Raw genomic sequence first — 24,565 nt, forward strand, 5'->3', positions numbered from 1 at the left:
GCCAGCCATCCTGGCGTGTGGAGCGCGACGGTATTCCTGCGATGGATCTCGAAGGAAACCCTGGCTCCCGTCGCGCGTCTGTCAGGCTGGCCGCGAGCTATTGCTGGCGCAGGCAGTTCACATAGACGGAACCGAACACGCGATATTGCGGCCACTCGAATCCGCCGACGATGAAGCGGAATCTCCAGCCCTGCAAGCTTCCGCTGCTGGTGGGGGCATCCGCGTACACGAAAACGCCCGTGGCGTAGGACATGGTGTAGCCGCCGCCGCCGGCGACTTCGCCCGCCTGGCACCAGGCGGTGTATTCGAGCTGCGTGTTGGCCTGATTGGAGTTGTAGCTGGTATAGCGCGTGGTCTGGACCAGCGCCGCATTGGCCGTGGAACAGCAGGCCAGCAGAGCCAGGCCGATGGCCGGGAGTATGCCCCTGGACAGATAGTTCATTGCGTTCTCCGTATGCGAGGTTGCGGATCGGGTTTGCGCAAAAGCCGCCGGCGGCTTGCGGGGCCGATGCCCCACGACGCGACGGGCGGCTCATGCGCGTCCGGTACTCGGAGGTCGATGCGGAATTGGCTCATCGCTGGCCCAGGATCGGCGGCGCGTGCGGCGCACCGCACGAATCGGCCGAGGTCGACGGGATATGATGTTTTCCGGACCTACGGCCTGTTTTTCACGGACGTCTCATGGATGCGACCTCGCTAGACATTACCCAGCTGCTGTCCCGGTGGCGCGACGGCGATTCCGAAGCGGAGGCCCTGTTGCTGGAACAGGTCTATCCGGTGCTGCGGCGGCTGGCGCAGAAGCAGCTCTCCCAGGGCGGCCGGATTACCCTGGTGGCGACCGAGCTGGCCAATGAGGCCTATTTCAAGCTGGTCGAACAGCGCGCGATGCCGTTCCAGAACCGCGCGCACTTCTACGCGATCGCCGCCCACGTCATCCGGCGCCTGCTGGTCGATCATCTGCGCGAGCGCGCGGCGCTGAAGCGCGGACGGGGCGTCATGCACGTCACGTTGCGGGCGGGACACGATGTCGCCGCTCCGGTTTCCGATCTCCTCGACGCCTTGGACCTGGATCGCCTGCTGCAGCGCCTGGAGCGGATCAATGCGCGCGCCGGCAAGGTGGTGGAGCTGCGCTATTTCGGCGGGCTGTCGATCGAGGAAACCGCGGAAGCGATCGGCATCTCGCTGCCCACGACCAAGCGCGACTGGCAGTTCGCGCGTGCGTGGCTGCACCAGCAGTTGTCCTGACGCGGCCAGGAGTGCTGCATGTCATCTACGCAGACCATGGTGTGGTCGCGCGCCGCCGAGGTGTTCGCGCGTGCGCTCGATGTCGAGGGCGAAGCGCGCGAAGCGTATCTGCGCGACGCATGCGGTGAGGACGCCGAGTTGCGCCGCGCCGTGCAACGCCTGTTGGATGCGCACGAGGAACTCGGTGCGGACGAGAACGATCCGGCGTTGCATGCGTGGGCAGGCGCGGGCAGTGCCCTCATCGATGCCAGCCGGCTCGCGCCGGGAACGTGGATCGGGCCATTCCATATCGAGGAGGAGTTGGGAGTCGGCGGCATGGGGCGCGTCTATCGTGCAACGCGCGAGATCGACGGCGGTGTGCAGACGGTGGCGCTGAAGCTGGGACTGTTCGATCGTCTGTTGCCGCAGACGCGGCAGCGCCTGCGGCGCGAACGCCGCCTCCTGGCCACGCTGGAGCATCCGCACATCGCGCGCCTGATCGACTTCGGCGAGTGGACGGAAGGGCAGCCCTACTTCGCGATGGAGTATGTCGACGGGGTGCCGATCACGGCGTACTGCGACCGCCATCGGCTTCCGATCCGCGAGCGCGTCCGCCTGATGCTGGACGTGCTCGGCGCGGTCGAATATGCGCATCAACGCCTGATCCTGCATCGCGACCTGAAAGCGGGCAACGTGTTGGTGGATGGCGACGGCAGGGTCAAGCTGCTCGACTTCGGCATCGCCAAGCCGCTGCCAGGCGATGCCGGTGATGTCGCCGAGGCGACGCTGGATGCGCAGCGCTATTTTTCACCCGCCACCGCGGCGCCAGAACAGATTGCAGGCGCGGCGACAAGCACCGCTTCTGACGTCTATTCGCTCGGCGCGCTGCTGTTCGAGTTGTGCACGGGCGAGTCGCCGTTGCCCATGCGCGATCGCTCGCCGGCGCAGCTCGTCGAAGACATCACCAAGACGATTCCGCCGCTGGCGAGTCAGGCGCTCGCCAGGTTGCAGCGCGAACAGCCACGACAAGCGGAACAAGTGGCGGATGCGCGTCATGCATCCGGTCCCGACACGTTGCAGCGACAGCTTCGCGGCGATCTCGATGCAGTCATCGCTCGCACATTGCGCAAGGAGCCGGCGCAGCGCTACGCAAGTGCCGAACAGTTGGCGGCGGACCTGCGAGCCGTGCTCGAATCGCGGCCGATCGTCGCGCGCCGCGACGAGCGCGGCTACCGCTTGCGCAAGTTCATTCGCCGCAACGCGGTGGCGGTGACCATTGGCAGCGTTGCTCTGGTCTGCGCGCTGGCGCTCGTTACCGGTCTCGTTCTGCAGTCATGGCAGTTGGCGCGATCGCGCGATTACGCGGACGCGCGACGTGCGCAGGCGGAGCAGGTGACGACGTTCCTGATCGACCTGTTCCGCGCCGCGGACCCGAAACAGTCGCGTGGCCGCGACCCCGGCGCGCGCGAGTTGCTCGCGCGCGGTGCCGAACGGCTGACGCAGGACCGGGTCAAGGATGCTGAAACCCGCGCCGCGCTGTCCGCCGCGATCGCCGAGGTCTATCTCGTCCGCAACGACTACGCCAACGCCGAACGTTATTCGGCGACTGCGTTGCGTTTGCGCCAAGGACTCCCGCAGGGCGATCCCGCACAACTACGGGAGAGTTATCGCCAGCACGCGCGCACGGCGCAGGCGCTGGGCCGCTATGCGGTTGCCGAATCCGACATCGCGCGGGCGTTGTCGAGCCTGCCGCGGACATCGGCCACGGATGCGGAACGATTCGATCTGCTTGGATTACGTGCTTCCGTACTGCAAGCCAGCGGACGCCTCGAACAGGCGCTCGCGTTACAGGAGCAGGTGGCGCGCGATTACTCGCGGCGCTTTGGTGCGCGCGATGCGCGCACGCGAAAAGCGCAACAGCAATTGGCGAGAGTGCTGCTCGCCGCGGGACAGGAAACGCGTGCCGAGGAATTGCTCGAGGCGAGCCTGGCCGTGCCGACCGATGCGGACGGCGACGATCCCGCCGTGGCGCGTGATCTCTACACGCTGGCCTTGTTGCGCCGTGACCAGGGGCAATTCGATCAGGCCGAACACATGGCACAGGCGGCCTTGCGCATCCATCGCCAGGTGTTCGGAGAACGGCACAGCGCCACCGCGGGGGATCTCAACGCGTTGGGGACGATCGCGCAGGCGCAAGGGCGCTATCCTCAGGCGGTGGATTACTTCCAGCGCTCGCTCGCGATCAAGCGCGAACTCAACGGGCCGCGGCATCCGCGTGTCGCCGCGGCCGAATACAACCTTGGGGAGCTGCTGCACTGGTCCCTGGGCGATGCCGCCGCGGCCGCCGAACATTTGCGCGATGCCGTCGCCATCGACGAACAGACCCTGGCACCCAGCCATCTCAATCTGGCCATCCACCGCCTCGGTCTGGCTGCGGCGCTGCACGATCTGGGACACGACGACGATGCGCGCAAGGCCGCCGTCGCGGCGCGCGACAGTTTCGAACGCTTGCCGGGGCAGGTGACGAATCTCGCCTTTGCGCGCGCCGAAATTCTCTGTCTCCGCCGCGATGATCACGCTGCCACCAGCCGGCAGCAGCTGGTGCAAGCATTGATGGTGATTCGTGCTGAGTTCCCCAACACCGATCCCAGGCGACGCAGGATCGAAAGCTGTCTCCAGCGGATGGGCGCTGCGACGACGAGTCGCGGGACTCAATAGCCGTACAGCAGCGGCCAGTTGAGTTTTGCACCGATGCTGGGCTTGATCTGATCGCCGATCACGAAGCCATTGCGCAGACGATACGGTCTCCAGTGCGCATTGCTCGGGAATGCGAAGAGTCGCGGCTCACTGCCGGTCACACCGATGAACACGCCTTTCTCGTCGAACTCGATGTAGACACTCGGAAACGAGCCCGCATCGACCGATCCCAACGGCAGAACCGCGCTGACCAGCTTCTGGGAACCGTAAGCTTCTTTTCCGTCGGCGAATGACCATCCAGCGTGGGGCGTGGTCAGCCAGGTTGCCACGATCGCGGCGTCTTTCTTGTTGCGTGCAAACGAAATCGCAAGCAGATACCCGCCGAAGCTCGGGCCCGCATCGGAAACGAAGGACAGCTCGACCAGCATCGCTTCTTCCTTCTCCAGCCCGGTCCCGGAATCGAGATCCAATTTCCAGGTGTCGAACCAGAGCGAGCCATTCAACCGGTTCAAGAGTGTGCTGTCGAACGTCAGGTCGTGCATCAGATCAAGCGATTCGGCTTCCCTGCTGGCCTTGTCCAAGACCACCATGTCGACTTCGCATCCTCCACCCCTGCTTTCGTCGGCAGTCTTGTCAGGAGGTTGGTCGTCGCAAAACTCACGATTGCCTCCGACCATCGAGATCGGATCCGCAAACGACAGCATCGGCACGAGCAACAACGCGAAAAACAGCGAACGCATGATCTCTCTCCTTAGATGTGTGAGGGCGGCTCGACCGGAATCGATTTTTGCGCCGTTCCGAGGCGGGCGGAATTCCCGAGCCGCCCACAGTAAGACGGAAACCGGAGCAAAACCGGATCATCGCGCCCGAATCGCAGCGCCGGTGACGGATGCCGTGACGGGCGCGCAGGCAAAAGAAAACCCGGCAACTCGCGTTGCCGGGTTTGAGACGCGGGGAGAGAGACCGCGTGCCGGTTGCACGGCGATTGACTTGTTGCCGACTTACTTGCGCTTGGCCGTGGTGGCCTTGACCACCTGCTCGGCCTCGGCCTGCGCCTTGGCGGTGGTCGACTCGACCTGGGCCTTGGCGATTTCGGCGATGGCTTCGTTGGTCTTCAGCGTGCGGCCGAACACTTCCTGGCTGGTGCTGACGACGCGCTCGGCGTTCTCGCGGGCGACCTGCAGGCCCTTCGGCCACACGGCCTTCAGGCTGTCGAAATCGCGGGCGCCGGCGACTTCACCCAGGAAGGCGAAGGTGGCGTTGGCGTTCTCTTCGAACGCGGCGAGCTGCAGACCGAACACCTTTTCGGCGTTCTCGAGGGCCAGGCGGTTGACCTGGGCGGCGGTGTCGGCGAACTGGCGCGACACGGCGGTGAACTGCTCGTTGAACTGGTAAGACATGGCGGACTCCTGCTTGATGGGCCGGCAGGGATTGCCGGGAGTTATGTTGCGACGCAGCATAGCGCGGCCTATGTTGCGGCGCAACAAATCCAGGGCAACAGCGCCTGAATCGTTCAGGCATCAGTGAATTCAACGAGTTAGGCGGGCCGGTAGCGGCAACCGGAGGTGCAGGTCTCGTGCACGACGACCTCGCTCAGGGCCGGTAGCGCGGGCTTGAGCCGTTCCCAGATCCAGATCGCGAGGCGCTCGCTGGTTGGGTTCTCCAACCCCTCGATCTCGTTGAGATAGTGGTGGTCGAGCTGCTCGTACAGTGGCCGGAACGCCGCCTTGATGTCGCCGAAATCCATCACCCAGCCGGTCTCGGCGCCAGGTTCGCCCGAGACGTGCAGCTCGATGCGGAACGAGTGCCCGTGCAGGCGCGCGCACTTGTGACCGGGCGGCACGTTCGGCAGCCGGTGGGCGGCTTCGATGGTGAAGGTCTTGAAGATGTCCATGGCAGGACGACAGGCAGATGGTGGCTATGGGTGGACTCGAACCACCGACCCCAGCATTATGAGTGCTGTGCTCTAACCGGCTGAGCTACATAGCCATCGGCCGCGCGAGGTCGCGGCGAACCGCGAATTGTCCATGTCGCGCCGACCGGCGTCAATGCACATCCGGGGATGCGGGCCTTCCAGAATGTGAACGGGGACGTGGCTTGTCGCTTCACGCCCGGCATGGCAGAGTCGGGGGCAGTGAAAGATTTGGAGTCCGCATCGTGATCGATCCGGACGGTTACAGACCCAATGTCGGCATTGTGCTGATGCACCCCGACGGTCGCGTCTTCTGGGCGCGGCGTGTCCGGCGCGACGGGTGGCAATTCCCGCAGGGCGGGATGAATACCGACGAGACGCCGCTGGAGGCGATGTACCGCGAGTTGCGCGAGGAAACCGGTCTGTTGCCGGAGCACGTGGCCGTGCTCGGGGTGACGCCGGGCTGGCTGCGCTATCGCCTGCCGCCGCGGGCCATCCGCCGCAATGACCGGATGATCTGCATCGGCCAGAAGCAGGTCTGGTTCCTGCTGCAGTTCACCGGCTGCGACACCGACCTGCGCCTGGACCTGACCGACAAGCCCGAGTTCGACCACTGGCGCTGGGTGGATTTCTGGTACCCGCTCGAGCACGTGGTGACGTTCAAGCGTGGCGTCTACGCCAGCGCCCTGCGCCATCTGGCGCCGTTCGCGCGCCAGATCGCCGGGGCGCATGCCATCCCGAACGCCCAGATCGAGGCTTGGGCGCGGGCCGTCGGCCGGCACCGGTCGCAGCGGTCCCGGCATCGCCCGGCGGGGGGCGCCAAGACCGGGCAGAAGCCGGACCCCGGCTCTGGCTGAAGGTTCAGTCACGTTAAGAATTGACAATCATTCTCATTGGTGGCGGAATGGGCGCCAATTCCCAGGTGTCCCGAGCCCGCTACCGTGTACGTGTGTCTCTGCAATGGCGTGACCGAGCGTGAAATCCGTCAGGCGGCCCAGGCCGGCTGCGGGAGCATGGCCGAACTCACGATGCGCACCGGTTGTGGCGCCACCTGCGGCAGCTGCGTGTCGATGGCGTGTGAAATCCTCGATGAGAGCCGTCTCGACGCGACACGCAACGAGGCTCCGCGCACAGGCGGCAACGTCGTTCCCTTCCCGGTGCTCAGCGCCGCCTGATCGGCGGGCTCTCCCGTCTCGCGCTCCGTGCGAGTTGCGCACGATTCGCGTTTCGTCATGGTTTTTCCCATGGCGCTAGAGTGACCGCGTCCCGGATTTTGCAGAGGTCGGCCATGAAAGGCGACGCACAGGTCATCAAGTATCTCAATCAGGCGCTCTACAACGAGCTGACCGCGATCAACCAGTATTTCCTGCATTCGAAGATGCTGAAGAACTGGGGCCTGCACGAACTGGCCAAGCACGAGTACGAAGAATCGATCGACGAGATGAAGCATGCCGACAAGCTTGCCGATCGCATCCTCTTCCTCGAAGGGCTGCCGAATTTCCAGGCACTGGGCAAGCTGAAGGTCGGCGAGTCGCCGCGCGAGATCATCGAATGCGATCTGGCGCTGGAAATGGAAGCGATCCCGCTGCTGCGCGAGGCCATCGCTTATTGCGAGAAGGTCAACGACTACGTCAGCCGCCGCCTGTTCAACGACATCCTCGACTCCGAGGAAGAGCACGTCGATTGGCTGGAGACGCAGCTCGACCTGATGCAGCGCGTTGGCGAGCAGAATTATCTGCAGCGCAAGATCGAGGAATGATTCGCGGCGGAGCGGAGTTCCGTCCGCCTTCGCGGGAATGACGACTGCGGGAGCTGCGATTTCCTGAGCCGAAACGCTTCAGGCAGTCGCGCTGCGCCTGAGCGCCAGCAAAGCATGCTTCACGCGCACGAATTCGGCCGCGACTCTCGCGACGTCCGCCTTCGCATTCGGCAGGGATTGCATGCGCGCACCGAGTTCCACGTGCTTGGTGGCATCCGACAGCGGTATCGCGCCGAGGTTGGCGCTGGAGTTCTTCAGCGCATGTGCGGCATCGTACAGCCGCTGGAAATCCGGAGCGATGGCCGCCGCCTGCATCGTGCCGATCAGTTGCGGTGCATCCTCGAGGAACAGATCGATCAGGCGATCGAATTCGCCGCCGAGCAGGCCACGCAGATCTTCGAGGATTTCGTTGTCGATGGCGGGTGCTAGCAAGGGACTCTCCGGTTGGCGAGTTTCCGGCTCGACAGAAGGTGGTGGCGTGGTGGCTTCGGCGGGTGGCGGCAGCGGAGCGGCGGATGCAACGGCATTTTCGACGCTCAGCCCGCTCAGTTTCGGATCATTGACGTCGATGCGCACGTCGCTCGGCTGGATATCCGCATCGTCGAACGGAATGTCTTCAGGCGCCGTGTCCTCGACGGCTTCCGGATTCCACCAGCGCTGCAGGCAGGCTTCGAGTTCGGCGCGTGTCACCGGCTTGGGCAGGTAATCGTCCATGCCGGCGTCGAGGCACTTCTGGCGATCGCCGGCCATCGCGTTGGCGGTCATCGCGATGATCGGAAGACGCCTGCCGCCAGACGCGCGTTCGCGTTCGCGCCACTGGCGCGTGGCGGTGTAGCCGTCCATGACCGGCATCTGGCAGTCCATCAGCACGATGTCGTAAGGCGCCTCCGCCATCTTGGCGAGGGCGATCTCGCCATTGCCGGCGGTGTCGCTGCGGATGTCGAGCACACTCAGCAGGCGCTGCCCGACCATGAGGTTGACCGGATTGTCTTCCACCAGCAGAACGCGGGCGTCCTGCAGTGACGCCGCTGCTGCCTGTTTCGCGGATGCATCGGCCGCGGCCTGTGCCGTTTCGGAGAAATCCAGCGCGGTCAGCGCGTCGCGCAGGTCGTCGTCGGGCGCGTTGCGGCTGAGCAGGGTGGCGCTGCGGCGCAGATCATCGCCGACTGGTTCGTCGCCGTAGAGGCAGACCAGGTGCAGGCGCTTCGAAACGGTCTGCCGCGCCAGATAGCGTTGCAGCGCGGGCACGGTGTTGCGCATGCCGGCGAGGTCTGCGAGCACGATCGAGTACGCCCAATCCGAGCCGAGGCTGATCGAGTTGCGCAGGCGGTCGATCGCTTCCTGCGTGGTTTCCACCGCGGCCACGCGCAATCCCCAATTCGGCAGCAGCAGCGACAGACGCAGGCGCAGGCGCGGATCGGTGCTGAGCAGCAATACGCGTCCGCGATCGGCGGCGTCGGGCGCCGCGCCGGGAATGTCGCCCTGCGCCTTCAGCAATGGCACTTCGAACCAGAATGCGGCGCCTTGTTTCGGCATGGATTCCACGCCGATGCGCCCGCCCATCAGGTCGACGATGCGTTTGCAGATCGCCAGGCCGAGCCCGGTGCCGCCGTACAGGCGCGTGGTCGAGGCATCGGCCTGGGTGAAGGCCTGGAACAGGCGTGCCTGTGCATCCTGCGCGATGCCGATGCCGGTGTCGCGCACTTCGAAATGCAACAGATGCTGCGCGGCGGTTTCGCCGATGCGGCGCACGCTCACCGTCACCGAGCCGCGTTCGGTGAATTTCACCGCGTTGCTCACCAGGTTGCTCAGCACCTGACGCAGCCGCACCGGATCGCCGCGCACCGGCAGTCGCACGGACGGATCGATCTGCAGGTGCAGCCGCAGGCTCTTGTTCTGCGCCGGGCGTTCCATCAGGCGGATCACGCCGTCGAGCACTTCACGCAGGTTGAAGCTGGTGGATTCGAGTTCGAGCTTGTCCGCTTCGAGCTTGGAGTAGTCGAGGATGTCGTCGACGATGCGCAGCATCTGCTGCGAGGAGGTGTAGGCGGTGCGCACCAACTCGATGTGATCGGGTGCGAGCGGGGCGTGGATCAGCAGGTCGAGCATCGGCACGATGCCGTTGAGCGGCGTGCGGATCTCGTGGCTCATCGTGGCCAGGAACTCGTCCTTCGACATCAGCGCGGATTCGGCCGCTTGCTTCGCATGGCGCAGTTCGCGCTCGAGCTGGGTGTGCCGTTCGAGTTCGCGTTGCAGCTCGTCGAGCCGGGTCGCGTCGCGGCGCATGATCTCGTCGCCGAGTTCGCGCTCAGCGCGCTCGCGTTCGCGCGTGGTCTTGATGCCGTGGGCGGCCGCGCCCGCGGCGATCAGCGCGAGCAGCAGCGCCAGGACATGCCAGGGCCCGCCGATGCCGAACAAGCCTGGAAGCAGCAGCAACGCCGCGCCACCGGCCGCCGCGGGTGCCAGCCAGGGCGGGACCGGAGGCGGTGGCGATGCCCGGAAGTCCATGCGCAGGCGCTCAGAGGATCGAGTGCTGGAAGTCGAAGTCGAGCGTGTCGGCGGCCTGCTGCACCAGATTGCCCTGGATGTAGTCGACGCCGCTCACCCACAACGTCGCCGCCGATTGCGGGTTCTCCACTTGCTGGCCGATTACCTGCAGGCCGAGCAGGTGCGCGCGCTCGATCGCCGCGCGCATTTCGTCGCGCACCGGCACATCGTCGAGATGGCTGGAGTAGCGCGCCGACAGGCGCACGAAACTCAGCGGCAACTGCGCGAGCAGGTCATTGCCTTCACCGCTGGCGTGATACTGGCCGAGGCATAGCTGCACGCCGGCGGCAACCATGGCGGTGCAGAATTCCTGCAATGCGATGATGTGGATCAGTGCATCGTCCTGGCGCACGTCGAGCACGAGCGAGCCGCTGTCGATGCCTTCCTCGCGCACCAGCGCGGTGAGCCAGTCGGCGTAGCCATCACGGCCCAGGCTGCGCGCCGATTGCGAGACGAACAGGCGCACCGGCTGCTTTTCGCGACTGCGCCGGCGCAGCACCGCGACGGCGAGCTGCATGACACGGCGATCGATTTCCTGCAGCGCGCCGGCCGCCTCGATGGCGGGCAGGATCTCGCCCGCGGTATGCAGCTGGCCTTCGCCATCGCGCAGCCGCAGCAGCGTCTGGTATTGCGCCTCGCCGCCACCGGCGACCGCAATGATCGGCTGGTAGGCGAGTTCAAAGCCTTCGTGCATCATCGCTTCGTGCACGAGACGCATGCCGGCGCTGTCGGCACTGCCGCGTTCCTTCGTCGGCGGTACGTGCACGGCGATGCCCGCCGGCTGCGCGCGCGCGAGGCGCAGGCCCTGCTCGGCGGCGGCCAGCGCGCTGGTGGCGTCCTCGAAGCTGTGCGGCAGCGGGGTGTAGCCGATCAGGGTGCGCAGGCGGACGGATTCCTCGCCGATGGCGATGTCGCGGCGGCCGAGTTCGTCGCGCAACGCGCGCGCGCGATCCAGCTGCGCGGCGGCACCGGCATCGGGCGCGAGTACCAGGAACGAATTCTCGTTGAGGCGCGCGACCGCGTTGTCGCCGGCAATGGTGGCGATGGTGCGACCGGCTTCGGTCAATGTCGCTTCGAGCGCGAAGTAGCCGTAGTGATCGCGCAGCGTGGCGACGCCTTCGATCTCGACGAAATACAGCCCGCTCGGAGTCTGTGCATGGATGACGGCGTCCAGGCGCTGCAGCATGGCCGGGCGCGTGTACAGGCCCGTGAGCGGGTGCCGGCCTTCGCCGTCGCGCTGGCGCTGCCAGGCGCGCGCGCGACGCACGCGGCTGGCCACGGCGACGATCAGATGGCGCGGTCGAACCGGCTTGGAAAGCACGTCATCGGCGCCGGCCTGCAGCACTTCCAGCTGCTGGTCCGGATCGGTGTCGCCGGTGAGGATTACCACCGGCATCTGCGAGAAGGCGGTATCGGCACGGATCGCGGTGGTGATCTCGATGCCGCTGGTGCCCGGCATGTGCAGGTCGGTGAGCACCAGTTCGGGATTGAACTCGCGCAGTGCCGCCAGGATTTCAGTGCCGGAGCCGATCACGCGCACGTCCATGCCGGCGCCGTTGAGCACGCTCTGCGCGAACAGGGCCTGGCTGCGGTCATCCTCGACCAGCAGGACGCGATAGGGCGCTTCGCCCTCGGGTTCGACGGCTGGGGCGCGCAGTCCCGGCGCAGAGGCCGCTGCATCGTCGGGGGCCGCGTCGAGCGTGGGAAGCTGGGCCGGTGGCGCATCCGACACACCCCAACGCCGCCAGTAGTGCGGCGGTGGGAATTCTGCGCGCGCGGCATGTTTGCGCTCTGCGTCGGCAGCAGCGGTTGGCGTGACGGGCACGGGTCCTGATCCCCTGATCGGTCGTTGTCGCGATAGTGTGATACAGCCTACAGCATGGAACCACGCGGGCAGGGCGGAGTCGGCACCGCGATAGGCGCATTCATGTGTCTTGATGTGAGCGGCTGCCGTTCTTGGGCGTTTGTCATGACACCCGTCGGCTGGCCTTGGCAGGCATGCCTCGCTAGGCGCGCGATCCCGCCTCGACCGGCGGCTTGGGCGCGCGGCGGAACAGCTTGCGCCAGATCCACCACAGCAGCAGCGCGAACGAGAGGCTGACCGCGGCCACGATCGCGAGCGCGATCCACGGATGCGCGAACGCCAGCGCCAGCCCGCCGACCACCACGGCGTCCTCGGTCACCGAAGCGGTCCAGTTGCTGACCGGCTCGGGCGAGGTGTTCATCAGAGCCCGCGAGCCGGCCTTGATCACGTGGCTGGTCAGGGCCACGCCGGCCCCGGTGGCGAGCATGCCGGCGCCCAGGTGCCCGTCCGGCGACAAGGTGGCGGCGGCCAGGAAGGCGCCGGCCGGTACCCGCAGCAGGGTGTGTAGGAGGTCCCAGCCGGAATCGACGCCGGGAATCTTGTCGGCGAAGAACTCCGCCAGCGCCAGCACTCCGGACACGCCGAGCACCCAGGGCGAGGAGGTGACTTCCAGCGCCTGCGGCAGGTCGAGCCAGCCGAAATAGCCGGCGATGCCGATCCCGAACACGGTGAGATAGACACGAATGCCGGCCAGCCATGCCAACAGCACGCCGATCGCGAACAGATGGGCTTCCGACATCGCAGCTCTCCCTAGGCCCCAGTGTGGCGATGCAAAAATGCGTGCGCGCAGATTAGCGCAGCCTGAGTGGCTACCGCGCCCCCTGCCGGATGCAGGTTGACGCCGGTTCGGGCCGCTCGCTATACCGTTGCGATGTCAGAAACTGAACAACCCGCGGCCGGGACGGAGACGCCCGCTGTCGCCGCTTCCCCCGCGCCACCGGCGCCAGCCCCGATCACCGGGAAGCGGCGCCTGAAGCCCTGGCACTGGACCGCGATCGTGATCCTCGCCCTGCTGTTCGGCTTCTGGGGCCTGTGGCGGGTGTTCGTGCCGGCGGCGGGCGATCCGCGCGCGCGTCTGCGCGAGCAGCAGTCCCAGATCGAGATCCTGCAGCAGCAAGTGGCCACGCTGACCCGCTCCGACCAGATCAGCCGCGACGCCAACCGCGACCTGCAGGGCACGCTGGCCGAACGCGACGAGGAGATTTCCGGCCTGCGTGCCGACGTCGCCTTCTACGAGCGCTTCGTCGGCGCCACCGGACAGCGGCGCGGGCTTACCGTGCACGAGCTGCAATTGCAGCCGCAAAGCGACGTCGCCTGGCATTTCACCGCCACCCTCACCCAGAACCTCAACCGAGGCGCGGTCAGCAGCGGCAACGTGGCCCTGTCGGTGGAGGGCACGCGCGAGGGCAAGCTGCAGCGCCTGGGCTGGGCTGATCTCCGTCAGCAGGCGAACGCGCCCGGCGTTGCCTATTCGTTCAAGTATTTCCAGCAGGTCGAGGGCGACATCGTGCTGCCGCCCGGCTTCAAGCCGCTGCGCGTGAGCGTGCGGCTCGATCCGCAGGGCGGCTCGGCGGTCGAACAGTCGTTCCCGTGGACCGAGGCGGCCGCCGAGGCCGCCGCGACCGAGCGTTCCGCTGCCGGAGCTTGAAGCGGCTCCCCCGGCGCCCCATCCTGTAGGCATGGAAGCGACCACACCCAACATGCCCGCCGCCCCCGGCTACCAGTCGCTGGAGCGTCCGCTCGACTTCACTCCCTCGGCCGCGGCCAAGGTGCGCGAGCTGATCGCCGAGGAAGGGAATCCGGCACTCAAGCTGCGTGTCTACATCCAGGGCGGCGGCTGCTCGGGCTTCCAGTACGGCTTCGAGTTCGACGAGCAGCAGGGCGAGGACGACCTGGCCATCGATACCGACGGTGTAACGCTGCTGGTCGATCCGCTCAGCCTGCAATATCTGATGGGCGCCTCGGTGGACTACGTCGAGAGCCTGCACGGCGCGCAGTTCACGATCCGCAATCCGAACGCGAAATCCACCTGCGGCTGCGGGTCCTCGTTCACCGTCTGATCGTTCGTTCGAATGAAACGGCGCAGTGGATAATGTGCGCCATTCCCGGAGTCCGCGGCTTCCGCGCGGGCTTCTGCTGGCAGATTCGAGCCGACGATCGCCCATGACACAACACCCCAACGCCACCACCTACGCCTTCGTCGAGGGCGCGCTCGACCGTGCCGAACACTTGCGCCGCGATGCCGCGACGCTGGCGGCGCTATGGCCGCGCGCGCAACTGCTCGCGATCGACGAGGAAGGCAGGGCCGGCGCGGATGCCGAGGGCGGTCTGCTGGTGCTGCGCGGCGGCGACTTCGCCGACATCGATCCGGCGCGCGCGTTGTTCCTCGGACTGCAGGGCGAAGAGGCCTGGTTCGCGCTGCGCGCCGACGAGATCACGCGCGAACTCGCGCAGCGCGTGGATCTGCGCACCGCGGCCGCGGCCTGGCCGGCACCGGCGGCGACCGCGTTCGCGCAGGCGCGCGCGCTGCTGCACTGGCGCGCGCGGCATCGCCATTGCGGCGCCTGCGGCACCGCGCTGGATTTCGTGTCCGCGGGCTGGCTCGGGCGTTGCCCGCACTGCGGGCTGGAGCACTATCCGCGCACCGATCCGGCGGTGATCGTCGCCGTCAGCGACGGCGAGCGGCTGCTGCTCGGCCGGCAGGCGGCGTGGCCGCCGCGGCGCTATTCGACGCTGGCCGGCTTCGTCGAGCCGGGCGAATCGCTGGAACAGACCGTGGCGCGCGAAGTCTTCGAGGAAAGCCGCGTGCGCGTGCGCAGCTGCCGCTATCTGGCCTCGCAGCCGTGGCCGTTCCCGTCGTCGCTGATGCTGGGCTTCCTGGCCGAGGCCGAGCCGGACGAGCCGGTGGTCGACGACGACGAGCTGGAGGACGCGCGCTGGTTCACCTTCGACGAGATCGATGCCGCGATCCGCGCCTCGGATTCGCGCCAGCGCGGAATCGAACCGCGCGGTCAGCGCGGTGAGGTAGCCGAAAATGAGCTGCTGCTGTCGCCCTCGATTTCGATTTCGCGCTGGCTGATCGACCGTTGGCACGCGGAGATGCGCGCCCGCCGCTGACCCGCGATGCCGGCGGTCGCGCCGGTGCATTAAACTCGGGGCATGTTCGTCACCCTCATCGCCACTGTCGTTGCCCTCGCGCTTGGCCACCTCGCGCCGTCGCTGGCGCCGGCCGTCCGCCATTACGGCTGGTACCACGCCTGGACGCGCTGGCTGGATTCGAAATTCCCGCAGGAGAGCTTCTGGCGCAGCCAGTACGGCATCGTGCTGGCGCTGCTGCCGCCGTTGCTGCTGGTGCTGTTCTTCCAGTTCGCGCTCGACGACGGCCCGGTGCTGGGGCTGGCGGCGATCCTGTTCGGCATCGCCGTGCTGTTCTACACCTGGGGGCCGAGCGATCTCGATCGCGAAGTCGAAGCGATCACCGAGGCGCGCGATCCGGTGGCTCGCCACAACGCGGCCTCGCATCTGTGGCCGCCGGGCGAGCCGGTGTCGCTGGATGGTCCGTCGCTGGTGGGCGCGGTGTTCCGCAACGCCAAGCAGCGTTGGTTCGGGGTGTTGTTCTGGTTCATGCTGCTCGGACCGGTGGGCGCATTGCTGTATCGCCTCACCGCGATCACCGCCGAAGGCGACGGCACGCATGTCTTGCCGCCGGAGACCGTGGCCGGGGCGCGGACCTTGCTGGCCATTCTCGACTGGCCGGTGGCGCAGGTGATGACGCTTGCGATGGCGCTGGTGGGGAATTTCGATTCCGTCTTCAGCGCCTGGAAGGAGGCCGGTGGCGCCTCGTTCTCGCTGGATGCCGGCTTTCTGGAAGCCGCGGCGCGGGCCAGTGTGAAGAGCGAGCTTGCGGAAGAGGCGGCGGATGAGACCGAGTCCGGCGTGGTGCCCAAGTCGGCCGCGTTGGTGGGCGGGATGTCGGAGTTGCCGGAATTGCGGGATGCGATGAGTTTGGTCTGGCGGGTGTTGTTGGTGTGGCTGGCGGTGTTGGCGGTGTTTGTGATTGGGGGATGGGTGAGCTGAGGAGGCTTGTCATTCCCGCGAAGGCGGGGTTTTTCAACAGCCGTATGGCTGGTGATCTATGGGCTTTGCCGTTGGTTTTGCTCGTCATTCCGGCGGAAGCCGGGTGTTTAACAGCCGGATGGCTGGTCATCCAGCTTCTGGCTTTGATCGTCGTCCCAGCGAAAGCTGGGATCCATTTGGTTTTTGCCTTTGCTTGTGAAGAGCAAAAGCGTTTCGTCCGCTGCGCGGCCGAGTTCATTTCTTTTGATAAGCGTCACTGCACGCGCAGGAGCGCGTGCGAACGGCGCAGCCGGCCCCGAAGGGGTGAGCGCCATGGATGGCGCGAATCAAAGAAACGAACCAAAGAAAAACGCTTTTCCCGACGAACCAGCCCCAGAGTTTCATTGCTATCAGGATTTCTCGACTCGCCATCCATGGCTCGGTCGAAAAACGGCGCACATCCTGTGCGCCGCCCTCCGGGTCTCCGGATGTCAGCGATACGTCGGGGTTTTCAGAAGCGATCAGCAACAGCTGAAAGCAAGTTGCGTCAATTCGGCGCCAGCAGGGTGAAGGGCCACCACGGCAGATTTCTGGCGACCCAGTAGGTCGGCAACAGGATCAGCCAAAGCTTCGGCTCCGATAGCAGCGCGACAAGTGGATGCAGCCAGCGTGGGCGCCAGCCGAGTTTCCAGCCGGTGAGCAGCGGCGAGATCGCCAGCAACGTCATGGCCAGCGGATTCATCGAGAACGCGTGTGCGATGTCGCCATGCACGAGGGCGTGCAGCGCGCGCGTGATGCCGCAGCCGATGCACCAGTAACCGGTCAGTTCATGGAACATGCACGGCGGGAAGATGCCTGGGACGTTCGGATCGAAATTGCGCAGCACCCAAATGCCGACGGCGGCGGTTCCCACCGCCGCCGTCGCCAAGGTTGCTTGCAGTGGACGCGATATGATCACTGCTGCTGCAGGGATTGCATCTGCTGCAGCCACTCCTGGTAGGCCGCCGGGCCGCCCGTCGCGTAGAAGTAGACGTTCCACAGCAGGCCGAGAATCGCGATCACCGTGGTGATCCAGCACCAGAGTTTGGCGTTGCGCGAGGCGCGTGTAGCACCTTCCAGGTCGCCGCGAGCGAGCGAACTGTTGACCTTGCTGGAAAACACGATGGCGACGATGCCGGTGATGAGTCCGATGCAGGTCAGGCAGCAGGAGAGCACCGTCATGATGATCGCCCACACCAGGTAGTTGGGGACCGTCCCCGGCGGCAACGCCGCCGACACGGCGCCAGAGGATTGCCCGGGAACGGGCGGAGGTGAGGGCGGCAGGCTGCTCATGGTCGATCTCCTTCGGGTTAGGTGAAGAGTTCAGTTCGAACTGGTAAGCGTGGCCAGCATGGCCATTCCACCGAAAATCAGGAACCAAACAATGAAAAGAGCGGGTGCGATGACCGCAGACCACAAGGCACAGAATCCAGCCTTGCGCGAGGCCTCGCGCGCGCCCGCGATGTCGCCCGCCGCGCGTTTGCCGTCGACCTGCGAGGCATACACGATCGAGACGATGCCCAGCGGCAGGCAGCAGAACAGCGTGGTCAGGATCGCCCAGACCAGATGGTTCGGAACATAGTCATTGGATACGCCGCCGGAAGGCGAGGGCACGTTGCTCATCTGAATCCCCAGTGGGCCGAAAGCGATGCGGCACCACCTACATCTGGCTGCAAGCCTAACTGAACACAGGCCTGCGGCAAAGTCACCGGCGCGGTCAGGCGGTGTCGCCGCGCAGTGCCCGCACCTGCGCCTCCAGGCCTTCCGCAGTCGCCGTCCGGCCGTCCATGGGCGCTGCGACGGCGATCTCGATGTGCGCGCGGAAGCGCCGCGGCACACGCATGCGGCCCAGGCGCGTGTCGCGGCGGCTCCACATGCTGGCCCACATGCCGCGCAGCGCCATCGGGACCACCGGAACAAGGCGCCCGTTTTCATGGGCGCGTTCCAGAATGCGTTCCACGCCTGACTTGAACGGCGCGATCTCGCCATCCTTGGTCAACGCGCCCTCCGGGAAAATGCCGACCAGCTGCCCGTCGGCCAATGCCGCGTCGATCTCGTCGAACGCGCGCTGCATCAGTTCCGGATCCTCCTTCGCGCCGGCGATCGGGATCGCCTTGGCCTGCTTGAAGATCCAGCTCATCACCGGGATGTTGAAGATCTTGTAATACATCACGAAGCGCACCGGCCGCGGGATCGCCGCCGACAGGATCAGCGCATCCATGTAACTCACGTGATTGCAGACCAGCAGCGCGGGGCCTTCGTCCGGAATGTTCTTCTCGATGCCGTGCAGGCGCAGCCGGTACAGCGCGCGCACCAGCACCCAGCTGAGGAAGCGCATCAGGAATTCGGGCACCAGCGTGAAGATGTAGATCGCCACCAATGCGTTGGCGATCGCCAGTGCCAGGAATACCTGCGGAATGCTCAGGCCGGGCATGGCGATGCGGTGACCGAACAGCGTCAGTTCCTTCATCTGCAGCGCGATGCCGAGCACCGCCGCCAGCACGATGAAGGCGGCGTTCTGGATGTTCATGCCGGCGATCACGCGCGAGATCTCGTTCTTCGGCGTGCGGCTCTGGATCAGCGCGAACAACGGCACCACGAAGAAGCCGGTGAACAGGCCGATGCCGACCAGATCGATCATCAGGCGGTACGTGCCCGCCGCTTGCACGAAGCTGCTCAACGTCAGCCCGGTCACCGGCGGCACGCCGCTGCGCGCGAAATACAGATCGATCAGGAACGCGCTGATGCCGAACGCGCCCAGCGGCACCAGGCCGATCTCCACCGTGCGGCCGGAGAGCTTCTCGCACAACAGCGAACCCACGCCGGTGCCGACGGAGAACAGCGCCAGGCAGAACACATAGACCGTGGTGTTGCTCGGCATCGCCCCGAGATTGACGACCGCATAGCTCGGCAGCTGCGCGGTGAGGACGGTGCCGATGAACCAGAACCACGACACGCCCAGCACCGCATTGCGCACGGCGGTCTGCTTGCGGGTGAGTTTCCAGATCGCGACGGATTCCGGTATCGGATTCCAGTTGATCTTCAGATCCGGCGCGCCCGCGTCCACCTTCGGGATCATGCGCGAGACGAGATTGCCGGTGATCGCGAGCAGGATGATCGCGACGGCCGCCACCACCGTGCCATGACTGCCGGCGATGGTGAAGATCAGGCCGCCGAAGATCATGCCGACGAGGATCGAGATCGAGGTGCCCATCTCCACCAGACCATTACCGCCGGTCAGCTCCTCGGGTTTCAGCACCGAGGGCAAGATCGAATACTTCACCGGCCCGAACAGCGTGGACTGCACGCCAGTGCAGAACAGCGCCACCAGCAGCAGCGGCATGTTCTGCAACAGGAACCCGATCGCGGCCACCGACATGATCGCGATTTCCATCATCGTGGTGACGCGGATCAGGCGCGACTTCTCCAGCTTCTCCGCGAACTGACCGGCGATCGAGGAAAACAGGAAGTACGGCAGGATGAAGATGGCCGGCGCCAGATTGGCGTAGAGCGTGCGGTCGGCGTCGGCCACAGCCAGATAGCCGAGCAGGCCGATGATGGCCTGCCGGTACACGTTGTCGTTGAACGCGCCGAGCGCCTGTACGGAAAAGAAGGGCAGGAAGCGGCGTTGCCGCAGCAGTTCGAACTGGTTGTATGCCATGCGGCCCCCGAGGGTTTGCGGGAGCCTAGCATTTGCTTTTCCCTTCTCCCACCGGGAGAAGGTGCCCCGTAGGGGCGGATGAGGGCGGGAAATCACTGGCCGAGGAACGTTCCCTGGCAAATGATTCTCCCGCCCTCATCCGGCGCTTCGCGCCACCTTCTCCCGGTGGGAGAAGGGAAAAGCGCTTAACTTTCGCGCGCGATCGCCCGCCAGCCGATGTCGTGCCGGTGGAACTCGCCCGGCCACGAAATGCCCGCCACCTCCGCATACGCGCGCTTCTGCGCCTCGGCGACCGTCTCGCCTAGCGCGCAGACGCACAGCACGCGCCCGCCGGTGGTGACGATGCTGCCGTCGACCAGCTTCGTGCCGGCGTGGAAGACCTTGGTGTCGGCCACGTCGGGCACGTCCCATTCGTTGATGGTGTCGCCGGTGCGCGGCGTGCCCGGATAACCCGCCGCCGCCATCACCACGCCCAGCGACGGGCGCGCGTCCCACTCTGCCTCGACGTCATGGAGGCGGCCATCGATCGCCGCCTCGACCAGATCGAGCAGGTCCGAGCGCAGGCGCAGCATCACCGGCTGCGTTTCCGGATCGCCGAATCGCACGTTGAACTCGATCACCTTGGGCGCGCCCTGCTGGTCGATCATCAGCCCGGCGTAGAGGAAGCCGGTGAACGGCACGCCGTCGGCGGCCATGCCGCGAACCGTGGGTTCGACGACCTCGCGCATCACGCGCGCATGCACTTCCGGCGTCACCACCGGCGCGGGCGAGTACGCGCCCATGCCACCGGTGTTCGGGCCGGTGTCGCCGTCGCCGACACGCTTGTGGTCTTGCGACGTCGCCATCGGCAATGCGGTCGTGCCGTCGACCATGGAAATGAAGCTGGCTTCCTCGCCGTCGAGGAATTCCTCGATCACCACCCGCGCGCCCGCGGTGCCGAAGGCGTTGCCGGCGAGCATGTCGGTGATCGCGTTTTCCGCCTCTTCCAGCGTCATCGCCACGATCACACCCTTGCCTGCGGCGAGGCCATCGGCCTTGATGACGATGGGCGCGCCTTTTTCACGGACGTAGGCAAGTGCGGCATCGACGTCGGTATGCACCGCGTAATGCGCGGTGGGAATGCCGTGTCGCGCCAGGAAATCCTTGGCGAACGCCTTGCTGCCTTCCAGCTGCGCGGCGGCGGCGGTCGGCCCGAAGATGCGCAGGCCCTGCGCACGAAAGCGATCGACCACGCCGGCCACCAGCGGGCCTTCCGGGCCGACCACGGTCAGCGCCACCGCTTCGCGCTTGGCCAGATCGAGCAGCGCATCGAGATCGGTGGCCGCGACATCGACGTTGCGGCATTTGCCCTCGTGCGCCGTGCCGGCGTTGCCGGCTGCGACGATCACTTCGCTGATGCGCGGGGATTGCGCCAGCTTCCATGCAAGAGCGTGTTCGCGACCGCCGGAACCGATGACGAGGATTTTCATGAGGGGCCTTCGATCTTCGTTTGAATCTCCGCACAGAGATGTGCGGGCTCTTGCGAGGGATTTGCTTAGTGCCGGAAATGCCGCACGCCAGTGAACACCATCGCCATGTCGTGCTCATCCGCGGCGGCGATCACCTCGCCATCGCGCATCGAACCGCCGGGCTGGATCACGGCGCGGATGCCCACGCCGGCGGCGGCGTCGATGCCGTCGCGGAACGGGAAGAAGGCATCGGAAGCCATCACCGACCCGGCCACCGTCAACCCGGCTTCCTCAGCTTTGAGACCGGCGATCTTGGCGCTGATAACGCGGCTCATCTGCCCCGCGCCGATGCCGATGGTGCGCTGGTCCTTGGCATAAACAATTGCGTTGGACTTGACGAACTTGGCCACGCGCCAGGCGAACAGCAGCGTGGCGAGTTCGGCTTCGGAGGGGGCGCGCCTGGTGACGACCTTCAATTCGTCGCGCGTCACTTCGCGGATGTCAGCGCTTTGCATCAGCAGGCCGGAGCCGACGCGCTTGACGTCGACATTGTTGCGGCCGTCGCCATGCGGGATGCGCAGCACGCGCACGTTGGCCTTTTTCTTCGCATAGTCGAGCGCGCCCGGCTCGTAATCCGGCGCGATCAGCACTTCCACGAACTGGCGGTCGAGGATGACCTTCGCCGTCGCCGCGTCCAGCGTGGTGTTGAAGGCGATGATGCCGCCGAATGCGGAAGTGGGATCGGTGACGTAGGCGAGTTCATAAGCGTCGCCGCAGGCGGCGCCCGTTGCCACGCCGCACGGGTTCGCGTGCTTGACGATCACGCAGGCGGGCGTTTCGAACTGGCGCACGCATTCCCAGGCCGCATCGGCATCGGCGAGGTTGTTGTAGCTCAGCTCCTTGCCCTGCAGCTGCGTGAAGGTGGCGAGCGTGCCCGGTACGGGATACAGGTCGCGATAGAACGCGCCCTGCTGGTGCGGATTCTCGCCGTAACGCAGGTCCATCACCTTGACGAAGGTGCCGTTCGCCTGCGCGGCGAACGTCGCGCGCGTGCCATCGTCCTGCAGTGACGAGAGGTAATGGCTGATGCAGGCGTCGTACTGTGCGACGCGGTTGAAGGCGGCGACGGAGAGCGTGAAGCGTGTCTTCGCCGAAAGCGTGCCGTCGTTCGCCTGCAGTTCCTCGAGCAGGCCGGTGTACTGCGCCGGATCGGTGGCCACCGCGACGCGTGCGTAATTCTTCGCCGCGGCGCGCAGCATGGCCGGGCCGCCGATGTCGATGTTCTCGACGATCTCCTCGAGCGAGCTGTCCGGATTCGCGGAGACTTCCTCGAACGGATACAGGTTCAGCACCAGCAAATCGATCGGCGTGATGTCGTGTTTGGCCATCACCGCATCGTCGGTGCCGGCGCGTCCGAGCAGGCCGCCGTGGATTTTCGGATGCAGCGTCTTGACGCGGCCGTCCATGATTTCGGGGAAGCCCGTGACTTCGGAGACGTCGCGCACCGGCAATCCGGCCTCGCGGATCGCCTTGGCGGTGCCACCGGTGGAGAGCAATTCCACGTTGCGCACGGCGAGCGCGCGGGCGAGATCGATCAATCCGGTCTTGTCGGACACGGACAGCAGCGCCCTGCGGATGGGCAGACGGTCGTTGGACATGCGGGGAGGGGGACGGCGGCGGGGCCGTAAATTATAGGGGAGCTGGGCTGGAATGGCCGGAAGATGCCTGTCCGAGGCTGTCATTCCCGCGAAGGCGGGAATCCAGGGACTTTGCCCTTGCGATTACGATATCGGCACGAAAGACATGGGATTCCCGCCTTCGTGGGAGCGACGAGCAAAGGTCTTGCCAGGTTGCGGAATCAGCCGAGGCCGTAGTCGCGCAGCTTCTTGCGCAACGTCGCGCGATGGATGCCGAGCATGCCGGCGGCGCGGCTCTGATTGCCGTCGCAATGGTTCAGCACTTCGGTGAACAGCGGAATTTCGAGTTCGCGCAACGCGATCTCGTACAGATTGTCGGCGTCGCTGCCGTTCAAGTCGCCGAGATAACGACGCACCGAATTCGCGACGTGCTCGCGCAGCGGTGCGCGGGCACCGATGCGGCTGGCGTTGTCGGAGCGTTCGGCGTTCAAATCGGCTTCCCGTGAATCTTCGCACCCGCCGTTCGCGACGGGGGAACGAGTCTAGCGCGCTCGGGGCGGGGACGCCAATGTGATCTGCGTCAGAGCGTAAGCGTCGATTACTGCAGTGCGAAATCGAAAGCCACGCTGCGCGCGGCCGGTTCGACGATGTCCATGGCGATGGATGCGCTCTGGCCGCTGGCGAGCAGCGATTGTTGCGGTGCGGCGCCGAGATATTCGCGCACGGTGAATACGCGCGCGGCAACGGGATTGCCATTGATGTCAGACAAGATGAGCTGCAGGCGCGGCCAAGGCTGCGCCCAGCGCGCATCGTTGCGGAACGTGGCGGTGACGCGCAGAACGCCGGATTTCTTCGGGTGCGCCTGCACGTCGCGATCGATCAGCACGAAAGCGGCGGGCTCGCGCCATGGCGGCAGCGAGCAGCGCAACACGCCGCACACGGCGGCGACGACGGGACGCCAGCCCGCATCCGCCGCGAGGCGGTTGCGATCGGCCAGAAGCAATTGCAGTGCCAACAGCAGCGCGAGCGCGGCGATGGCGGCCGGTAATTTCCAGCCGTGCGTGGCCTGCGTTGCTCCCGAGGTGTCGACGGCGCGCACGAAACTGGGCGCGGATTTTGCTTGCGCTTTTGTCTCTTTGCGGTGTTTGGGTTGCGTTACTGGAACAGATGCGACGACGGGCGCAGGTTTGTCGTCATCAGGCGGCGATTGTGCCGGTTGCGCGGGTTCCGGCGCGGGAGCGATGTCATCGATCGTTTCGTTATCGGAAGTCGCTGCGACGACCTCGGTGACTTCATCGTTCGTTTCATTCGTTTCGGCGACGGCATTCGCGGTTGCCGCTTCCACTTCCGGCGACGGTGTTTTCAGGAAGTTGGAGAAGTTATGCAGAAACGATTTCGGCACCGGCGCACTGGGTGGCGGCGTGGCCGGTGCGGTGCCGGGCAGGGCGACGACGAGAGCGGCATCCTGCGCGGCGGTGTTCGTGGTGGCATCGGGTTTCGGTGCCGGATTTTCCGCCGTTGCCTTCGACGGTTCGGTCGGAGGGGGCGTGCCCGCATCTGGCTGCGTCGCTTCGGCCGCCGTCACGCTTTCGGGTGCTTCGCGCAGGCGCGCGGAGCAGCGCGGGCAGCGCTCGGGCGGTTGGCCGGTCGCGAGGTCGGTGGCGACCAGGGCGCGGCATTGCGGGCAGTTGATGAACATGGGGCGGCTATTCAATCACAGC

General features: G+C 66.0%; 25 protein-coding genes and 1 tRNA gene. 9 read left to right on the forward strand and 17 right to left on the reverse strand.

Annotated features, from left to right (window positions below):
• Nucleotides 1–97 precede the first annotated feature (97 nt).
• Nucleotides 98–442: a hypothetical protein gene (locus tag AC1RNP_RS03170; RefSeq protein ID WP_493049809.1), complete on the reverse strand. Its 345-nt coding sequence runs from the start codon at nt 440–442 to the stop codon at nt 98–100.
• A gap of 239 nt (nt 443–681) precedes the next feature.
• Here AC1RNP_RS03170 and AC1RNP_RS03175 point away from each other — a divergent pair, with 239 nt between their 5' ends.
• Together AC1RNP_RS03175 and AC1RNP_RS03180 are read left to right on the forward strand one after the other, a co-directional pair.
• Nucleotides 682–1,245 carry an ECF-type sigma factor gene (locus AC1RNP_RS03175; protein ID WP_493049810.1) on the forward strand — a complete coding sequence of 188 codons (564 nt, stop codon included), beginning with the start codon at nt 682–684 and terminating at the stop codon, nt 1,243–1,245.
• Nucleotides 1,246–1,263: 18 nt separating this feature from the next.
• Nucleotides 1,264–3,942 carry a serine/threonine-protein kinase gene (locus AC1RNP_RS03180; protein ID WP_493049811.1) on the forward strand — a complete coding sequence of 893 codons (2,679 nt, stop codon included), beginning with the start codon at nt 1,264–1,266 and terminating at the stop codon, nt 3,940–3,942.
• Here AC1RNP_RS03180 and AC1RNP_RS03185 read toward each other — a convergent pair.
• From AC1RNP_RS03185 to AC1RNP_RS03200, 4 genes are all read right to left on the reverse strand, one after another.
• Nucleotides 3,936–4,661 carry a hypothetical protein gene (locus AC1RNP_RS03185; RefSeq protein ID WP_493049812.1) on the reverse strand — a complete coding sequence of 242 codons (726 nt, stop codon included), beginning with the start codon at nt 4,659–4,661 and terminating at the stop codon, nt 3,936–3,938. The genes AC1RNP_RS03180 and AC1RNP_RS03185 overlap by 7 nt on opposite strands.
• 261 nt (nt 4,662–4,922) lie before the next feature.
• On the reverse strand, nt 4,923–5,321 hold the full coding sequence (locus AC1RNP_RS03190; protein WP_493049813.1) for a phasin family protein: 399 nt from the start codon (nt 5,319–5,321) through the stop codon (nt 4,923–4,925).
• A gap of 137 nt (nt 5,322–5,458) precedes the next feature.
• On the reverse strand, nt 5,459–5,815 hold the full coding sequence (queD, locus tag AC1RNP_RS03195; protein ID WP_493049814.1) for a 6-carboxytetrahydropterin synthase QueD: 357 nt from the start codon (nt 5,813–5,815) through the stop codon (nt 5,459–5,461).
• Nucleotides 5,816–5,833: 18 nt separating this feature from the next.
• A tRNA-Met gene (locus AC1RNP_RS03200) sits at nt 5,834–5,910 on the reverse strand.
• Between the two features lie 168 nt (nt 5,911–6,078).
• On the opposite strand from AC1RNP_RS03200, the gene AC1RNP_RS03205 reads away from it, so the two are divergent.
• From AC1RNP_RS03205 to bfr, 3 genes are all read left to right on the forward strand, one after another.
• Entirely contained in the window at nt 6,079–6,690 is a 612-nt protein-coding gene (locus tag AC1RNP_RS03205) for an RNA pyrophosphohydrolase (protein ID WP_493049815.1), read from the forward strand.
• An 84-nt stretch (nt 6,691–6,774) separates the two neighbouring features.
• Nucleotides 6,775–7,008: a (2Fe-2S)-binding protein gene (locus AC1RNP_RS03210; protein WP_493049816.1), complete on the forward strand. Its 234-nt coding sequence runs from the start codon at nt 6,775–6,777 to the stop codon at nt 7,006–7,008.
• A 113-nt stretch (nt 7,009–7,121) separates the two neighbouring features.
• On the forward strand, nt 7,122–7,592 hold the full coding sequence (gene bfr / locus AC1RNP_RS03215) for a bacterioferritin (RefSeq protein ID WP_493049817.1): 471 nt from the start codon (nt 7,122–7,124) through the stop codon (nt 7,590–7,592).
• 78 nt (nt 7,593–7,670) lie between these two features.
• On the opposite strand, the gene AC1RNP_RS03220 is transcribed toward bfr, so the two are convergent.
• From AC1RNP_RS03220 to AC1RNP_RS03230, 3 genes are all read right to left on the reverse strand, one after another.
• Nucleotides 7,671–10,100, reverse strand: a complete 2,430-nt coding sequence (locus AC1RNP_RS03220) for a hybrid sensor histidine kinase/response regulator (protein ID WP_493049818.1) — start codon at nt 10,098–10,100, stop codon at nt 7,671–7,673.
• 10 nt (nt 10,101–10,110) lie between these two features.
• A complete protein-coding gene (locus AC1RNP_RS03225; RefSeq protein WP_493049819.1) occupies nt 10,111–11,964 on the reverse strand; it encodes an EAL domain-containing protein in 1,854 nt (617 codons plus the stop codon).
• 181 nt (nt 11,965–12,145) lie between these two features.
• A complete protein-coding gene (locus AC1RNP_RS03230) occupies nt 12,146–12,742 on the reverse strand; it encodes a DUF4126 domain-containing protein (protein WP_493049820.1) in 597 nt (198 codons plus the stop codon).
• 132 nt (nt 12,743–12,874) lie between these two features.
• Between AC1RNP_RS03230 and AC1RNP_RS03235 the strand changes: the two genes are divergently transcribed.
• The 4 genes from AC1RNP_RS03235 (at nt 12,875) to AC1RNP_RS03250 (ending at nt 16,080) form a co-directional block, all read left to right on the forward strand.
• The gene (locus tag AC1RNP_RS03235; RefSeq protein WP_493049821.1) at nt 12,875–13,651 is read left to right on the forward strand and encodes a DUF6776 family protein; all 777 of its coding nucleotides are present in this window, start codon (nt 12,875–12,877) and stop codon (nt 13,649–13,651) included.
• A 31-nt stretch (nt 13,652–13,682) separates the two neighbouring features.
• Entirely contained in the window at nt 13,683–14,063 is a 381-nt protein-coding gene (gene erpA, locus AC1RNP_RS03240) for an iron-sulfur cluster insertion protein ErpA (protein ID WP_226469227.1), read from the forward strand.
• 103 nt (nt 14,064–14,166) lie between these two features.
• Nucleotides 14,167–15,120, forward strand: a complete 954-nt coding sequence (gene nudC / locus AC1RNP_RS03245) for an NAD(+) diphosphatase (protein ID WP_493049822.1) — start codon at nt 14,167–14,169, stop codon at nt 15,118–15,120.
• Between the two features lie 42 nt (nt 15,121–15,162).
• Nucleotides 15,163–16,080 (forward strand): hypothetical protein, encoded by a 918-nt coding sequence (locus tag AC1RNP_RS03250; RefSeq protein ID WP_493049823.1) that lies wholly within the window; start codon nt 15,163–15,165, stop codon nt 16,078–16,080.
• A 234-nt stretch (nt 16,081–16,314) separates the two neighbouring features.
• On the opposite strand, the gene AC1RNP_RS03255 is transcribed toward AC1RNP_RS03250, so the two are convergent.
• The 9 genes from AC1RNP_RS03255 to AC1RNP_RS03295 all read right to left on the reverse strand — a co-directional run bounded on the left by AC1RNP_RS03255 (nt 16,315) and on the right by AC1RNP_RS03295 (nt 24,543).
• Nucleotides 16,315–16,587: a hypothetical protein gene (locus AC1RNP_RS03255; protein ID WP_493049824.1), complete on the reverse strand. Its 273-nt coding sequence runs from the start codon at nt 16,585–16,587 to the stop codon at nt 16,315–16,317.
• 19 nt (nt 16,588–16,606) lie between these two features.
• Complete coding sequence (locus AC1RNP_RS03260) at nt 16,607–17,014, reverse strand: DUF2752 domain-containing protein (protein WP_493050273.1); 408 nt, start codon at nt 17,012–17,014, stop codon at nt 16,607–16,609.
• Complete coding sequence (locus AC1RNP_RS03265; protein ID WP_493050274.1) at nt 17,014–17,382, reverse strand: CD225/dispanin family protein; 369 nt, start codon at nt 17,380–17,382, stop codon at nt 17,014–17,016. The genes AC1RNP_RS03260 and AC1RNP_RS03265 overlap by 1 nt, the downstream gene beginning before the upstream one ends.
• A gap of 39 nt (nt 17,383–17,421) precedes the next feature.
• On the reverse strand, nt 17,422–17,721 hold the full coding sequence (locus AC1RNP_RS03270) for a CD225/dispanin family protein (RefSeq protein WP_493049825.1): 300 nt from the start codon (nt 17,719–17,721) through the stop codon (nt 17,422–17,424).
• A 94-nt stretch (nt 17,722–17,815) separates the two neighbouring features.
• Nucleotides 17,816–19,759, reverse strand: coding sequence for an MFS transporter (locus AC1RNP_RS03275; RefSeq protein WP_493049826.1), 1,944 nt, complete (start codon nt 19,757–19,759; stop codon nt 17,816–17,818).
• A 185-nt stretch (nt 19,760–19,944) separates the two neighbouring features.
• A complete protein-coding gene (gene purD, locus AC1RNP_RS03280; RefSeq protein ID WP_493049827.1) occupies nt 19,945–21,228 on the reverse strand; it encodes a phosphoribosylamine--glycine ligase in 1,284 nt (427 codons plus the stop codon).
• Between the two features lie 65 nt (nt 21,229–21,293).
• Nucleotides 21,294–22,865, reverse strand: a complete 1,572-nt coding sequence (gene purH, locus AC1RNP_RS03285; protein ID WP_493049828.1) for a bifunctional phosphoribosylaminoimidazolecarboxamide formyltransferase/IMP cyclohydrolase — start codon at nt 22,863–22,865, stop codon at nt 21,294–21,296.
• A 200-nt stretch (nt 22,866–23,065) separates the two neighbouring features.
• On the reverse strand, nt 23,066–23,335 hold the full coding sequence (gene fis, locus AC1RNP_RS03290; protein WP_493049829.1) for a DNA-binding transcriptional regulator Fis: 270 nt from the start codon (nt 23,333–23,335) through the stop codon (nt 23,066–23,068).
• A 107-nt stretch (nt 23,336–23,442) separates the two neighbouring features.
• Nucleotides 23,443–24,543 carry a DUF3426 domain-containing protein gene (locus AC1RNP_RS03295; protein ID WP_493049830.1) on the reverse strand — a complete coding sequence of 367 codons (1,101 nt, stop codon included), beginning with the start codon at nt 24,541–24,543 and terminating at the stop codon, nt 23,443–23,445.
• Between the last annotated feature and the right edge of the window lie 22 nt (nt 24,544–24,565).

The sequence above is a fragment of the Luteimonas sp. GW821-FHT14E02 genome, from assembly GCF_058803905.1.